Source organism: Vibrio sp. JZG10 (assembly GCF_054064075.1).
The window spans coordinates 86,642-101,941 of record NZ_JBSUGE010000005.1 but is presented as its reverse complement, the minus strand read 5'-3'; the positions used below and the strand labels follow the sequence as shown (position 1 = coordinate 101,941).

Here is a 15,300-nt window from a genome sequence, read left to right as displayed (position 1 = left end):
GGATATTGATGCTAGTAGGTTTCAAACAATCCTGAATTGTAATCTTGGATTGCTTGTTCTATTTCTTCCATGCTATTCATTACAAAAGGGCCATAGTGAACCACTGGTTCATTGATTGGTTCGCCAATAAAAATCAGAGCACCACTCTCCTTTTCGGCTTTTAATTCAACCCATTCACCTTTCGATAGAATCGCCATTTCGCCTTGATTGATCTCACGATCTTTTACCTGAATACGACCTTTATAAACGTAGAGCATCATGTTGTGGTCTTGCTCCGTGGTCAAATTCAAAGCGTGACCAACCATCGCTCTCCAATCGGCCACCGTGGCAGCAACACCTGTTTCTGTTAGAGGCCCCTGAATACGTTCGTTGTCTATAGTCAGATGAGCAGCAATCAAGCGAACAACACCCGAGCTTTGAGTTTCGAATTCCGTTATCGTTTCAGGTTGAAAGTCATGATATTGAGCCGGTGCCATCTTATTTTTCGCAGGCTGGTTTATCCAAATTTGGAAACCATGCAATTCACCTTCCTGCATGATAGGCATCTCACTATGAATGACGCCTCTTCCTGCCGCCATCCATTGAGCGCCACCAGAACGAAGCTCACCAACATTATCCATGTGGTCACGATGCTGGAAATGACCTTTCAACATATAAGTAAGCGTCTCGATGCCGCGATGCGGATGAGGAGGAAAGCCACCAACATAATCAGCACGGTCGTCAGACTTAAGTTCATCCATCATCAAAAATGGAGAAAAACTCGCATGATTAAACCCTGCTACTCGACGAATTTTCACTCCGTCACCATCAGCAGTGGGTTGTGATTGAATAAGCTGACGAATTTCTCTGAATGTGCTCATACTATTTCTCCTCGTTTACCTTTGTGGCCGCTTGCAAACCGCATGTTCAGCCATGGCTATCGATATGGTTCTATTTTAGATTGAAGAAAAATAATCATGAGCCTTGCTATTTGAGCTACTTATTCAAATTTTTCGAACAGCCCACTTATCCAAGCTGTCGACATATATTTAAAAATAAGTGTAGCTATTTCCTAAACAAGGTGTATAGTAGGCCTTGGCTCTTAGAAGAGAGCTGTTAATGCAACATTTAGTTTAAGTTTCCTCTCAGTAAAATCTTGAATCCCCCAATTCAGACACCTGCGTACAACTTCCTCTTGATTGAACATTCAATAGCTTAGAAAAGATCCACAAAACAAATTCAAATTTTAATGTTTAATTCAAAGGTATTTTTTATGTCTAAAGTAAACGGCTCAGTAAAATGGTTTAACGAAACTAAAGGTTTTGGCTTCCTATCTCAAGACAACGGTGGTCAAGATGTATTCGTACACTTCAACGCTATCGTTTCTGACGGTTTCAAAACACTGACTGAAGGTCAGAAAGTAAGCTTCAACGTAGAGCAAGGTAAAAAAGGTCCTCAAGCGACTGAAGTAACTCCTCTATAAGACTGCTTTTCTTGGTGTAGCATGCCCATGCTGCACCAAATCTCTCTCCTTCAAAAATATTCTCACTTTAATCACTCAGCCTAATATCAGGCATTGCTTTATGCTACCTAAAATAAATAGGATAGTACTGCTTAATTTATTATTTATAGGAAAAATCATGTCCTCAAAAAGAACAGGCCGTCAAAGGCATTGGTATCAATTACTTAACAAAGACAAAATCACTAAGAAACAGGAGAATAAATGTTAGAAATTGAATTTAATCTAGAACAACCTCACACCTCTTGGAACGCTAAAATACATCAATTAAATGGTGATATTTTACGAAGGCACGTATTACCTAAGCTTCATTCTCATAGCTACATGATCGATTTTGAATATTGTGAGAAAACGCAATCTGGAACTATTCTCTGTGATTCAGGTTCAAAGTTAGGAAGTTTTACTGTTAACTAATTCAGTTTTCATGCATTAATGAATGATGCAACTAATTTGGAAGGTATCCAATGGCTAGAAAAAGTAAGAAGCAAGCAGAAAAAGACAAGAAAGAGTCTGAGCAAAACGCGGCGGCGGTAAAACAAAAAACGCGACGCCGTATAGAAGACATTATGGAACAAAGAGAATTTGACAAGTTATTTGATCTATAAGCTATCCTTGACTCTCTCAATGCTTTCTCTGCTCCATCGTTGTGCAAGGTACCGCCACCTACCTTTGCTCAAACGAAGCCTCACTCTTTTTCCTCACTTCTAACAACACGATAAGCCTCGTTCACGCTCAAAAGCCAATTTGCTCCTCTATACCCAAGTGACTTATACGGTTGCCAGTTACTTTTCTTAGTTTTCTTAGAAAAACCCTTCGACTACTGACAACTAGGTTATTTGCGTATAGCCAAATTGAGAATTTTGCGTATAATCGCCTCGTTTGCTTCGTATAACCCCAATGATATGGTTTGGGGGTCTCTACCAGTTCCCGCAAAGTGCTGATTACGGAGAGTTGAGATCATCGTGGGTCTTACTCTTTGTGATAGCGTTCGATTTATTCTTATCTATACCTATTCTTAGAGTAACTGCATCCACAATACACATAAGGTGGAATATGAACGCATTTATTCAAGGTCTTCCAAAAGTAGAGCTGCACTTACATATCGAAGGTTCACTTGAACCAGAACTTCTCTTCAAGTTAGCACAACGAAACGGTATCGACATTCCTTACTCTTCTCCGAGTGAACTGCGCAGCGCGTATCAGTTCGAAGACTTGCAGTCATTCCTTGACCTTTATTACCAAGGGGCGGATGTTTTGCGTACAGAGCAAGACTTTTACGATCTCACTTGGGAATACTTACTGCACTGTAAAGCGGATAACGTTATTCATACCGAAATCTTTTTTGACCCACAAACGCATACAGAGCGCGGTATTGACTTTGACACCGTTATCCACGGGATCGCTCGCGCACTACAAGATGGGCACGAGAAGCTCAGCATTACTTCACAAATCATTGCGTGTTTCCTCCGTCACCTTTCAGAAGAAAGCGCCATGGAGACTCTGCAAGCCGTTCTGAAACACCGTGATAAGATCATTGGTGTCGGTCTAGATTCTTCAGAACAAGGCCATCCACCAGCTAAGTTCAAACGAGTATTTAAACAAGCAGTAGAAGCAGGCTTACTGACTGTTGCTCACGCAGGTGAAGAAGGTCCGGCACAAAACATTACCGATGCAATTGAAATGCTTCACGTCAGCCGCGTGGATCATGGTGTTCGCTGTGTTGAGGATGAAGCATTAGTCGAGTCGTTAATTGAAAGCAAAATGCCACTGACGGTATGTCCATTATCGAACCTTAAATTGTGTGTATTTGACGATATGAAAGAGCACAATATTGTCGAGCTACTGCGCAAAGGTGTCGCTGTGACAATTAATTCGGACGATCCGGTATACTTTGGTGGTTACATGACAGATAACTTTTTGGCCGTCAACAACTCACACCCAATGAGTAAGAATGAACTAGCTCAATTCACAATGAATGCGATTGATGCTAGCTTCATCGATAATGAGTTGAAAGCGAAGTATCGCCATCTCGTTAGTCAATACGTAAGTCAGCATGAAGCGTTGTAATAAAGCCATCAGTGCTACATCTTGGGTCAAACACTTAGGTGTTAAAACCTTACAAAAGCTCTGTGGTTAACCGCATTTATAAGCGCTAGACTGAGAAAGCTAAACTAGCACACAAAAAGGAATAAAATCATGATTCAACAAGGCCAAGCTCTACCAGTTGCGACTCTAAGCGAATTGACTGCCAATGGTATGGTTAACCACGACGTTACTGAGCTGTTTGCAAACAAGAAAGTCGTACTCTTCGCTGTACCTGGCGCATTCACCCCAACGTGCTCGGAAGCTCACCTACCAGGCTATGTGGTATTAGCCGACGAGTTGAAGGCAAAAGGTGTTGATTTAATTGCGTGTGTTTCTGTAAACGATGCATTTGTGATGCAAGCTTGGGGCGAAGCTCAAAACGCTTCAGAAATCCTGATGTTGGGTGATGGCGACGCAAGCTTTACTAAAGCATTGGGTCTTGAAATGGATACCGGCGGCTTTGGTGGTATTCGCTCACAACGCTACGCCATGATCATTGAAAACGGCATTGTGACCAAACTTAACGTTGAAGAACCAAAAGAGTTTGAAGCAAGCAAAGCAGAAACGATTTTAGCGGCGCTTTAAGCTTACCCTTAGATACAAAAACGGAAGCCATCGCTTCCGTTTTTTGTTGGCTAACGCATTCTCACAACACTCGTTTGTTGCTTACGCTGCATTTCCGCAAAAGTCAGCACAAATGGGGATGATTGCTTTACGCGGCTCGGCAGTGAAGAAAGCGCATTGTAGGCATCCTGTTTCGTTTTAAAATCGCCAACAGTTACCGTATACCAACGCGTGCCTCGGCTGTTTTTCCAGTTAACCCAAACCGGATGCTTAGGATCGATATAACGAATGTAATCTTTCACATCTTTTTCTTGCTTTAGCGCGAGTACCTGCATCGTGTAATGGTTTGGGTTTAAATAACCATACGCATCCTGAGAGGTCATTACTCCAACACATTGGCCACTATCGACCTGCTGCTGGTAAGGCATAGCGCAGCCCATGAGCGATAAAATCAATGTCAAAGATAAAATCTTGTGCACGTGTCACTCCATTTTTGTTCTAGTTTCTTTTCTCTCGCACTCAAAAACACAAAAACGCTTCTAATTAGGCGAAAATAGACCCATACGAGAAGGTTCGATGTTTTAGCGCAACGAGTATTCCAAAAAAGTAAGGCGACCACGTTGGCCGCCTTAGTAAATTGATTTAATAGAACAATAACAAGATAGAGTGATAATGGCAGAAGTTAGCTGTTTTTTAGAGCCAACTCGCGACCAATTGCTTAAACCAGTCTAAAATTCGCTTGAATAAGCTGCCTTCTTCCACTGATTCCAACGCAACAAGTTCGGCTTCATTCACAACTTTACCTTCGACTTTGTAAAGCACTTTACCAACCACTTGTTGTTGAGAAATTGGCGCTACCAAATCACCATTATATTCAACTTCAGCTTGTAGCTTGTTCACATCCCCTTTTGGTAAAGTGAGATAAACGTCATTGGCCACGCCTACTTTAAGCTCATCTTGTTCGCCCATCCAAACTCGAGCGTTCGCAACTTCCGTTCCTGCCTCGGTTGGCATTACCGTATCGTAAAAGCGGAAGCCATAACTTAACAATTGCTTGCTTTCGGATTCACGGATATTCTCACTTTTCGCTCCCATTACAACAGCAATCAAACGCATATCACCTTGAGTCGCTGAAGTCGCTAGACTATAACCAGCACCGCTTGTATAACCAGTTTTCATACCATCGACATTCATACTGCGATCACGAAGCAAGCCATTGCGGTTATATTGCGTAATGCCGTTGTAGGTAAACGAGGTTTCGCTATACAGTGGGTAGATATCAGGTAAGTCACGAATAATCGCTTGGCCCAACTTGGCAATGTCATAAGGTGTTGAATATAAACCGTCACTGTCTAGACCATGAGGGTTGGTGAAAGCCGTGTTATTTAATTCAAGCTTAGCAGCCCAACTATTCATCAAGCTTACAAACCCTGACTCACTACCTGCGACATGTTCAGCAATGGCCACACTAGCATCATTACCTGATTGAACAACCAGGCCACGGTATAAGTCAGATAAAGAAACGGAAGTATTGACTTCAATAAACATCTTTGAGGAATCTGGGAAGTTTTTTGCCCAAGCATTTCGGCTAATGACGACCTCATCATCCAAAGTAATATTACCTGCGTTAATTTCTTGACCAGCCACATAAGCCGTCATTAACTTCGTTAAGCTCGCAGGATTTAGCCGTTTATGTGCATCACGTTCAACCAGCACTTTCCCAGTGTGAAAGTCCATCAAAACATAGCCACGAGAACTGAGTTCCGGTGCATTTGGCACAACCGTTGGTGCTGCATAAGCCAACGAAGATACAGAAGCGAACCCTGTAATTAACACTGTGTTTAATATAGTACTTTTTCTCATCATGACATCTTATCTTAGTAGCATTTAAGGCTTACAAACGGTACCCGAATGAATTCAAAGCGCAGGGTTACCTAGGTAAAGAGCGAGTATATTGAAACGGCGCTCAGTTACAGCCACCTTGTTACGATTAGTTACTTTTACTCAATGTTTGTCGAGAATAATGAGAGGTAGGTAGAGCTTTCGTCTAGAAAGATGAGACAAGAGGCGAGAAATCATGCCGTTATGCTATGTAATTAGTGTTAAGAGAAAAAACCGTACAAGCCAGATCTAAAACTAAGCTTGTACGGGAAAAGATAGCTAAAAATTTTATCACTATCTAACTAGGGGCAACTAAGAAAATCTACAATTCAATTAATAATCCGAACTAATAATTTACTAACCAATGCTTCATCTCGGTCATAACAACATAATAATTTATTGTCAGAATTTCAGATAAAAATAAAAATTTAATTTATATATAACCTAAATATTATCTATTACTAGACAGGAGAAAAGTATAATTTCCCTTTCTTAAAACTAAGGGAGGCTTTTTTCGATGCCTTTGAGCTTGTATCGTCATCAGTAAACTGAGTGTAACAATGAGGGATAAGGCATCCGGCTTTAGCACGAAAAGATAAGCCACTGTTATTTAAGTTCACTCTCTGCTTTTTTATCACTAAAGACTTTAAATTTCGGTTACCTTCAGTTTGTATAGCAATTCTTTCACGTACCCCAACCCAGTACGAATCAAACGACGACATTATACATATCCTCTTTCATGGTATAAGCAGTTGTAATTAAACATTGCTCAAAGCTAGATGTAGAATTCAGTAAATTATTTAAATTTTATTTATCTATAAATTTTAATTTAAATAGATTAACCTGCACATTCCACACAAAATAAAAGGTTATGTCAAAGATTAATTATCATTAAGTTTATTTATACTAGATATAAAATTAAGTTATAAATTTAAGGTTATCTAAAGTATAAATTTTTAGAATATCATCAGCTAATAGTTAATAGAAATTCAGAGGGCTTGTTGAATATGAAAACGACAAATAGAAGCAAAGAACCATCTATAGATTGAATAATCTTCAACGGGGTTACAATTCAAATAAAAGTAGCGCATCTAGTAAGATGCGCTATGGATTTGATCAGTTTTGGAGTATGAGTTCGGATGAAAACAAACTTACTTGAAGTGACTGAGCCAAGTTTGCTTATGGTTTAAGCTTCAATACCTTATCAATATCTTCTGCGCTGTGACGTTCAGGTAACTGCTCCCACTCTTCTCCCCATGAGCGATTCACAATACGACCACGCTGGACAGCTTCTCGCTCATCAATCGCTTTCGCCCAACGCACAACGTTTTTATAGCTTTCTACGTCTAAGAATTCAGCCGCATCGTAAGCACGACCCAGTACAAGGTTGCCGTACCATGGCCATGTTGCGATATCAGCGATACTGTAATCATCGCCACCTAGGAATTCATTGTTTGCGAGGCGCTTGTCTAATACATCTAACTGACGTTTTGCTTCCATTGTAAAACGGTTGATTGGGTACTCGAACTTCTCTGGTGCGTACGCGTAGAAGTGACCAAAACCACCGCCTAGGTATGGCGCAGAACCTTGCAGCCAGAACAACCAGTTCATCACTTCAGCACGCTTTGCGCCCTCTTTTGGTAGAAAGTGACCAAACTTCTCTGCTAGGTAGAATAGGATGTTACCTGATTCAAACACGTTCACTGGCTCAGAACCTGAACGGTCAACTAGGGCCGGAATTTTCGAGTTCGGGTTCACAGCAACAAAACCAGAACCAAACTGGTCGCCGTCACCAATCTTGATCAGGTATGCATCATATTCTGCTTCTTTTACGCCTGCCGCCAGAAGCTCTTCAAACATGATCGTTACTTTCTGGCCGTTTGGAGTCCCCATGGAATAAAGTTGGAATGGGTGTTCCCCAACAGGCAATTCTTGCTCATGACGAGCGCCTGAGTCCGGGCGGTTAATGCTCGCCCACTGGCCACCGTTTTCGTTATCGTTTGTCCAAACTTTTGGTGGAATATATTCGTTAGCCATTGTTATCCCTTATTGTGTTTGAATGCATTATCAAACTGGCAAACTCAGTGCGCCAGCAAGCATGATGAAGTAACCCACCGCATTCGATAAATGGGCATACCCAAGATATTAGGCCGGAATCTTCAAATAAAAGTCCTGACCTTTCACTTAATTAGAACCTTTGGTTATGGGATTTTCTTTCACGCTATAAGGAAAAACGTTGTGTTAATGTGAATTAGATTCGAGATGCTAACAATAATGAGTAAGCCCAACTCGGCGGCGCATCTCTGTTTGGTGATTTAGAACAACCGCTTAACTTTACAGTCACTAAGAGCGAAGTAGTGTTAGATACTTTGGTTCAGAAGACTTACGTACGTGAAAGATAGTTAGGTTAGATAGTTAAAAAGAAAAACGCCCTTCACTGAGTCAATGAAGGGCGTTTTAATATCTTTGTAATCGAAACCGTTACTTAGCTGATTCAAACAAACCAGTGATGCCTTTCAAAGGGAAAAGCCTTGCTTGCTCCAACCCTTTCAACGTTACCTTATTGAGGTCATCAATAAAGAAACGACTGGTCATCGTGTGTTTGCCACCATTAATAAAAATCTCGATGACAGAGTTGTCGATATATATATCAATCGTCTGCTTAGCGTCCAATCTTGGTGCTTTTCGAATGCTACCAAATTCTTCTGCGTACAAGTGCGACATGTGACGACGATCCAGCATAAACTCGTGCTCTGTCGCACTAAAGACGATGTTGTCACCTTTGAGGTTACTCAGCTCAAGTTCAAAGCCATCGCCCTCAAGGTCTAATTGGATCAAACAACTGGTGCTTTCCAGTGTATGGGATTGTGCAAAGACCACCTCTTCTTTTCTTAAACTCTTCAGCTCAGGGAGTGGAGTTTGAACAAGAAAACCATCTTTCAACGTTAGTTCTCTAGGAAGAGACAACATTCCTGCCCACTGGTGTGTGACCGATGGTGTGTCGATTTCTGGCAACCCTATCCATGCAATAAGAATGCGACGCCCATTCTCATCTAAATAGGTTTGTGGGGCGTAGAAATCAAACCCATAATCTGGCTGCAAAATATCTTGGTGGTTTTCTAAAGTCATCGACTCTAGGTTCAACTGATCACCCACGATATACGCGACAGAATAGATGTTTTTGAAATCATAAGGATTACTACTGCTCACGCCCTGTGGAGAAAACAGCATCACCGATTGACCATTAATCTCAAAGAAATCAGGACACTCCCACATGTACCCAAGGTCAGAAAACTTGGTCTTGATAGAACCTTTATGCTGCCACGTTTTCAAATCTTTGCTTTGATAGAGCGCCATTGAACCATGCTCAGTTTTGGTTTGAGCACCCACCACCATCAAATAGTCGTCGCCTTTCTTCCAAACTTTTGGATCACGAAAGTGCTCCGTGTAATGTTCGTTCTCAATGACCACACCGTGCTTTTCAATGTTGCCGTCTGAATCCATGGTGGCAAAACATTGTGTTGGGATTCGATTCCAGTTTTGGTCACGCTTGTTGCCAGTAAAAAACAGCAAAGCCTTGTTGTTTTCCACCAAAGCGCCGCCCGAATAGACACCATGTGAATCGTAGTCTTGGTCAGGATGAAGACCAACACCATGATCAGTAAAATGGATGAAGTCTTTAGTAGAAAGGTGATACCAATACTTCATTCCATGGACTGGTCCCACAGGCGTCCACTGGTAAAAGATGTGGTGCTCACCATTGAAATAGCACAACCCATTTGGGTCATTTAACAGCCCAAATCTAGGGGCGATATGAAAACTAGGAAAGCCTTTATCTTGCTGACGTAAAAGTGTCATTTCTTCGATATCACACTGAGGGATTTGCTCAAGTCGGCGATATCTTTGCTCTACAGTCCAACGGTTGTCTAAGCTCATAATTTTTCTCAACTGAAATTGGATCTGAAGATCATTGCCCAATAAATCGCAGCAATTCTGTCTGGGTCGGAAGCGCGGTCATTGCGCCTTTTTGCGTCGTCGCTAATGCACCACAGCCATTTGCCCATTGAATCGCAGAGCTAACAACAGGATGATTTTTCCAATCGTCATGCTGAGACAGACATGCCAGTAGCCCTCCGACAAAAGCATCACCAGCCCCTGTAGTATCAACCGGACTAACGACTTGACCAGTGATCAGCTCACTCTGGCTTTCAAAGACGCGCCAAACGCCTTTCGCACCTTGTGTCACCAAGACCAACGCAATATTCAAAGCGGCTATTTGTTGTAAACCCTGTGCCATCGAAGTTGAGTCAGTTAAGAACAAAAGCTCTTCTTCAGAGAACTTAACCACGTCAGCCATCGCTACAGCCTTCATCACGACAGCTTGGATTTCTGATTGTTCTTGCCACACTTCATCACGCAAGTTAGGGTCAAAGCTAATGAAACCACCAGCGGCTTTTGCTCTTTTGATCGCCTCAAATGTGCTGCTTCGACTTGGCTCATTTGCCAGTGAAATCGAGCAAACATGCAGCCAGTCACCTTGCTTAAAGTTTGGGATGTCTTCAACAGACATAAACTGATCAGCGCTCGGTTTTACCATAAACGTAAAGCTGCGTTCACCTTGATCGTCTAAATCCACCACCACTGTTGATGTTCTTTGCTCAGGGTCTTTAATGAGAAACTCCGTGCACACGCCCTCTTGATCGAGTATTGATTGCATGAAGCGACCAAATGGGTCATCACCCACACGTCCAAAAAACGCACTCTTACCAGATAGACGAGCAATTGCTACGGCGACATTCGCTGGTGCACCTCCGGGACATTTGAGTAAAGAAGTCTCAGATTCCGGTATTAGATCGACAACAGCATCACCAGTTACCCACACTTGATTCATCTTGCTTACCTTAAAATTAAAGCCCTGATAGTCCAACGTGTTGAACACATTCACTACCAAGTAAAAATTGAAAAAGGCTAGCCAAACCATGAGTGCTTGGCTAGCACCCCAAACATTTAGGAAAAGAAGTGGATTTTGGGGGACTCCACCCTTAAGGAGTTCAGATTAAGCCGCTGCTTTTTTACCGACTTTAGCGCGGTCACGCATACCAAGAACAATGGTGAGAACAAATGCGGTCAAGAACGCGATCACCATACCCGCGATATAGTAACCAATCTTATCCGGCGTGATGGAAATGATGCCTGGAAGACCTGCTGCACCCAATGCCTGAGCTTTCACATTAAACATTGTAATGAACGCGCTCGATAACGCCGCAGCGCAAACTGCCGCAATAAATGGGTAACGTAGTTTTAAGTTAACACCAAACATGGCTGGTTCTGTAATACCCAGCAAACCCGTAACACCAGATGGAATCGCAATACCTTTCATCTTCTTATCTTTGCTCATCACGCCCACCGCCAACGCTGCCGCTCCTTGAGAAACGTTAGACATCGCCGCAATAGGAAAGATAAAGGTGCCGCCCGTCGTCGCAATATCCGCAAGAAGTTGCGTTTCAATCGCAATGAAGCTGTGATGCATACCAGTAATAACAAACGGAGCATAAATAAGACCAAATACCGCACCACCAACAAAGCCAGCTGTGTTGTATAGCCAGTTCAGACCATCACCCAATAGGAAACCGATATCACGCGTGAACGGACCGACGACAGTAAACGTCAGCAAACCCGCTATGAAAATCGCCAGTAATGGCGTTAAAAGGTTGTCTAAAACAGAAGGTATGACTTTACGTAAGCCTAGCTCAACCTTCGCAAGAATGAATGCCGATACCAAAACCGGTAACACTGAACCTTGGTAACCCACTTTTTGGATTTCAAAACCAAGAATATTCCAAACCGGAATGTTGCCAGACACAGATGCGCCGCCGAATCCCCAACCATTCAGCAAGTCAGGGTGAACCATCAACATACCTAGCGCTGCCCCTAAATATGGGTTGCCGCCAAACTTCTTGCTGGCTGAAAATGCCAACAGGATAGGCAGGTAAACAAACGGCGCGTTTGCAAACGTGTTGATCATGTTCGCCAAGTCAGTCAGTCCTGGGTTGGCCTCAATCAAGGATTTACCATCAATAAACAAGCCTTGGGCAGTCAGTAGGTTGTAAATACCCATCAACAAACCGCCAGCGACGATTGCTGGAATGATTGGGACGAAAATATCAGACAGCCCCTTCACTGCGCGCTGAACGATGTTTTGTTTCTCTGCGCCAGCAGACGCAACGTCGTTGGTGGACATTTCACTCATACCCGTCAACTTCGCCATTTCTGCATAAACTTGGTTTACGATGCCTGATCCAAAAATGATTTGGTACTGACCCGCAACTTTGAACTGCCCTTTTACCCCTTCAAGGTTATCAATCGCTTGTTCATCTATTTTTTGCTCATCTGCAACGGCAAGGCGTAAGCGTGTTGCACAATGTGCAAGTGCGGTGATGTTGCTTTTACCACCTAATAGAGTTAACAACTCTTTTGCTACTGCCGGATAATTCATTTCATACCCCATTGGATTATTATCTGAGCTTGCGAAATTTTCGGGAACGTTTGCAAAACAGATTTTTGCTCAATAAAACCAAATAATCAAAGATAAAGCAGAGAGAATGTGAGAATGATCGTCAAATTCTCTCCCTAAGAGCAGTATAGGAAGTTAGAATCGCTACTTATCAAAGAGCTTTTCATCTTCTCTTTGCAAACAATCCCAAAAACGAAAAACAGAATGGATAGGAACAATGGCGAGTCTACATGATGTCGCCCGTCTGGCTGGCGTATCAAAATCAACAGTGTCACGGGTTATAAACGATGAGTATGGCGTAAAAGAAGCGACAAAACAGAAGGTCCGCCAAGCAGTAGCGGAGTGTGGCTATGTGCCGAACCAAGTCGCTAAAGATCTAAAATATCAAAAGACCAATCTGGTTGGTGTCATTGTTCCTCGGGTTTCCTCTCATGCCACATCCCAAGGCGTCGATGGATTAACCGAGGTCCTTGAAAAAGCCGGGAAACATGTCTTACTTGCTAGCACTCACCAAGTCCACGAAAAAGAACTAGAATATATTCAGATCTTTAACCAAAAACGGGTTGAAGGGATCATTCTTTACGCCACCCACCTCGATTCCAAGCTGGTAAAAGCAATTCAAAACTCAGCGGTCCCAGTTGTGCTCGTCGGTCAAGATGGTTCCATGTTTAATATTCCAAGCATCATTCATGATGACGCACGAGTAGGGTTTGAAGCGGGAAATAGACTGGTTGCAAAAGGTTGCCAAACCATGGGCTTTATTGGCGTACAAGGTGACGATATCGCAGTAGATAAGCAACGCTCTGAAGGATTTGTTCAGGCGCTGCAACACCATGGTTTTGAGCTCACCTTCCATGCTCGTGGTGACTTTACCATCGACTCTGGCTATTCATTGGCAAAACAACACTTAACAGAGAACCGTAAGCTAGATGGCTTGTTCTGTGCGACAGACCGTATTGCTATCGGTGCGATGAGAGCGATTCAAGAGCTTGGGTTAACACCGGGTAAAGACGTTTTAGTGCTAGGAGTTGGTGATGATGAGCTCGCATCAGTGTGCACCCCAACCTTATCAACATTTAACTATGCATTTGATAAAGCAGGTGAAAATGGTGCGAAACTGTTGCTAGATAGAATTGCCAAAAGAAGTTTTGAAATGAGTAAAATGGTGCTAACCTTCAAAACAATTGAGCGTCAGTCCTGTTAATGAAAAAGCGCCAACTGAAATCAGTTGGCGCTTTTCTTATTACTCTTTCTCGGTTAGAGCCCTTTAGAACCAAGTTTCCATTTGCAGTGCAAACAGAACTTCACCACCATCACCCATCGTTGCAGCGCCCGCATCCTGGCTAATCGAGTAGCCATTCAAGTCTTCGCTCCAATCAACGTAGCTAACAGCAAAACGTAGCTCCGGACGGTCAAAGAACCCTGCTGCGGTAGACATCTTAAGCGTTGGTGCAATTGTCGCTTTGTAAAAACTGCCACTTGCTTTATCAATCGCATTGTCTAGGTCCATGTATTGGTATGAGCCTTCATAAACCATCTCAAAGTTTTGTGTAAACTCTTGCGCTAAGCGGATGTTGAACGATGCCCACGTAAATTCATCATTTTTAGCAAAGCGATCTTGGCTGTGTTCTGCTAACAACGCAGGTGCTACACGCCAATTGTCGCCGATGCGTGTTACACCATAGCTGAACAAGCGTACGGCTTTTGCGTCTTCTAACAAATCACCGTTTGAACCTATGCCTTTAAGTTCCGCCCCCAGTCCATCACCCATCAAAATACCAGTTTTAGAGAAGCCTTCACTCATGCCAAAGAAGGTATCGCCATGGTAGGCAAACATCGCATGTAAACCTTTGTCCGCTGCGCCTTCTGCGCGATCATTGTTATCAGCAGACGTCATGCCGCTCAGCATCAATTGCCAATTACCAAAACGGTTGTTCATTGTCGCGATATAGTTTTCAACATCAGTTGACGAGCTATCAATCTCACCAAAATCACGACCATAGATCGAGAAGTTTGCTTTCCATGAATCGTTCATTTGGACGTCATACACACCTGCACCAGTACCAGAGAGGAAAACGATATCCGAGTCAAAGAAGTGAATGTCAAAGTTATCACGGTCAAATCGTTTACCTGCCCAAAACGTTGCGTCAGCAAACGCACTTGATTCAGAGAACATGCTCAACTTGTTTAGCTCAGCATATACCTGACGAACGTTTAATTGACTCTCACTCGCTGTCCATTCGTTATTGGTTTCCGTACTATCTGCCAGCATGATTCGGAACAAAGCGCTGGAACCATCATCTGCAAAACGTTTGTGAATAAGGTTTGCTTCCACATAATGATCATCCTCAACCCCTAATCGTCCAATTGGCGCTCCAATAGCACCAGCTGCCGTCATGTAAGGACCAGTACCAACTGCACCATTCAGATCGTCATTAATGAGCAACCCGGAACGAGCGTAGCCATGAAACTCAAAGCTTGAGGCTTTTTCATTTGCTTCTACGGATACTGTTTCTGTCTGTTCAAGCCTCTGTTCTAATTCATTAATTCGCTTTTCAAGAGCGGCAACATCTGTTGTTGCGAATGCAGGTGCAGTAACCAGCCCAAGCGCTACTGCCATCGTCAAAGTGTGTAGTTTCATTTCCATAGTCTCACGTAAATTTATACTCAGGTTTTTTGCAAACGTTCCCAAGAAAAATTGCAAACATATGGTGACTTTAAATGTCCATCTAAAGCCTGAATTTCAGAGCGCTCAGAT

Annotated in this window: 14 protein-coding genes, 1 pseudogene and 1 riboswitch; of the genes and pseudogenes, 7 read left to right on the top strand and 8 right to left on the bottom strand. The window is 42.8% G+C overall.

Going from position 1 to position 15,300, the window contains the following annotated elements:
* Positions 1 to 11 precede the first annotated feature (11 nt).
* Complete coding sequence (locus ACWYVB_RS08825) at positions 12 to 860, bottom strand: pirin family protein (protein ID WP_104970525.1); 849 nt, start codon at positions 858 to 860, stop codon at positions 12 to 14.
* Positions 861 to 1,252: 392 nt separating this feature from the next.
* On the opposite strand from ACWYVB_RS08825, the gene cspE reads away from it, so the two are divergent.
* The 5 genes from cspE (at position 1,253) to ACWYVB_RS08800 (ending at position 4,168) form a co-directional block, all read left to right on the top strand.
* Positions 1,253 to 1,462 carry a transcription antiterminator/RNA stability regulator CspE gene (cspE, locus tag ACWYVB_RS08820; RefSeq protein ID WP_005396336.1) on the top strand — a complete coding sequence of 70 codons (210 nt, stop codon included), beginning with the start codon at positions 1,253 to 1,255 and terminating at the stop codon, positions 1,460 to 1,462.
* 240 nt (positions 1,463 to 1,702) lie between these two features.
* Entirely contained in the window at positions 1,703 to 1,912 is a 210-nt protein-coding gene (locus ACWYVB_RS08815; RefSeq protein WP_053807947.1) for a hypothetical protein, read from the top strand.
* Positions 1,913 to 1,962: 50 nt separating this feature from the next.
* On the top strand, positions 1,963 to 2,103 hold the full coding sequence (locus ACWYVB_RS08810) for a PA3496 family putative envelope integrity protein (protein WP_005396335.1): 141 nt from the start codon (positions 1,963 to 1,965) through the stop codon (positions 2,101 to 2,103).
* A 259-nt stretch (positions 2,104 to 2,362) separates the two neighbouring features.
* A riboswitch (purine riboswitch) is annotated at positions 2,363 to 2,462 on the top strand.
* An 89-nt stretch (positions 2,463 to 2,551) separates the two neighbouring features.
* Positions 2,552 to 3,565, top strand: coding sequence for an adenosine deaminase (locus ACWYVB_RS08805; RefSeq protein WP_317411398.1), 1,014 nt, complete (start codon positions 2,552 to 2,554; stop codon positions 3,563 to 3,565).
* Positions 3,566 to 3,694: 129 nt separating this feature from the next.
* Positions 3,695 to 4,168: a peroxiredoxin gene (locus ACWYVB_RS08800; protein ID WP_167427310.1), complete on the top strand. Its 474-nt coding sequence runs from the start codon at positions 3,695 to 3,697 to the stop codon at positions 4,166 to 4,168.
* Positions 4,169 to 4,218: 50 nt separating this feature from the next.
* Here the strand turns inward: ACWYVB_RS08800 and ACWYVB_RS08795 are convergent, their stop codons facing one another.
* From ACWYVB_RS08795 to yghU, 3 genes are all read right to left on the bottom strand, one after another.
* Positions 4,219 to 4,626 (bottom strand): SPOR domain-containing protein, encoded by a 408-nt coding sequence (locus tag ACWYVB_RS08795; protein ID WP_006741205.1) that lies wholly within the window; start codon positions 4,624 to 4,626, stop codon positions 4,219 to 4,221.
* A gap of 214 nt (positions 4,627 to 4,840) precedes the next feature.
* Positions 4,841 to 6,010 carry a D-alanyl-D-alanine carboxypeptidase family protein gene (locus tag ACWYVB_RS08790; protein ID WP_317411399.1) on the bottom strand — a complete coding sequence of 390 codons (1,170 nt, stop codon included), beginning with the start codon at positions 6,008 to 6,010 and terminating at the stop codon, positions 4,841 to 4,843.
* Between the two features lie 1,197 nt (positions 6,011 to 7,207).
* Positions 7,208 to 8,065, bottom strand: coding sequence for a glutathione-dependent disulfide-bond oxidoreductase (yghU, locus tag ACWYVB_RS08785; RefSeq protein ID WP_053807951.1), 858 nt, complete (start codon positions 8,063 to 8,065; stop codon positions 7,208 to 7,210).
* Between the two features lie 254 nt (positions 8,066 to 8,319).
* Between yghU and ACWYVB_RS08780 the strand changes: the two are divergent.
* Positions 8,320 to 8,430: pseudogene (locus ACWYVB_RS08780) on the top strand (dihydrofolate reductase family protein); the annotation flags it as partial.
* A 79-nt stretch (positions 8,431 to 8,509) separates the two neighbouring features.
* Here ACWYVB_RS08780 and ACWYVB_RS08775 read toward each other — a convergent pair.
* The 3 genes from ACWYVB_RS08775 to ACWYVB_RS08765 form a co-directional block, all read right to left on the bottom strand.
* Entirely contained in the window at positions 8,510 to 9,964 is a 1,455-nt protein-coding gene (locus ACWYVB_RS08775; protein ID WP_317411030.1) for a sucrose-6-phosphate hydrolase, read from the bottom strand.
* A 31-nt stretch (positions 9,965 to 9,995) separates the two neighbouring features.
* On the bottom strand, positions 9,996 to 10,919 hold the full coding sequence (locus ACWYVB_RS08770) for an aminoimidazole riboside kinase (RefSeq protein ID WP_258634939.1): 924 nt from the start codon (positions 10,917 to 10,919) through the stop codon (positions 9,996 to 9,998).
* Positions 10,920 to 11,084: 165 nt separating this feature from the next.
* Positions 11,085 to 12,524, bottom strand: coding sequence for a sucrose-specific PTS transporter subunit IIBC (locus ACWYVB_RS08765; RefSeq protein ID WP_104973469.1), 1,440 nt, complete (start codon positions 12,522 to 12,524; stop codon positions 11,085 to 11,087).
* Positions 12,525 to 12,759: 235 nt separating this feature from the next.
* On the opposite strand from ACWYVB_RS08765, the gene ACWYVB_RS08760 reads away from it, so the two are divergent.
* On the top strand, positions 12,760 to 13,746 hold the full coding sequence (locus ACWYVB_RS08760; protein ID WP_317411031.1) for a LacI family DNA-binding transcriptional regulator: 987 nt from the start codon (positions 12,760 to 12,762) through the stop codon (positions 13,744 to 13,746).
* Between the two features lie 63 nt (positions 13,747 to 13,809).
* Here the strand turns inward: ACWYVB_RS08760 and ACWYVB_RS08755 are convergent, their stop codons facing one another.
* Entirely contained in the window at positions 13,810 to 15,183 is a 1,374-nt protein-coding gene (locus ACWYVB_RS08755) for a carbohydrate porin (RefSeq protein WP_317411081.1), read from the bottom strand.
* Between the last annotated feature and the right edge of the window lie 117 nt (positions 15,184 to 15,300).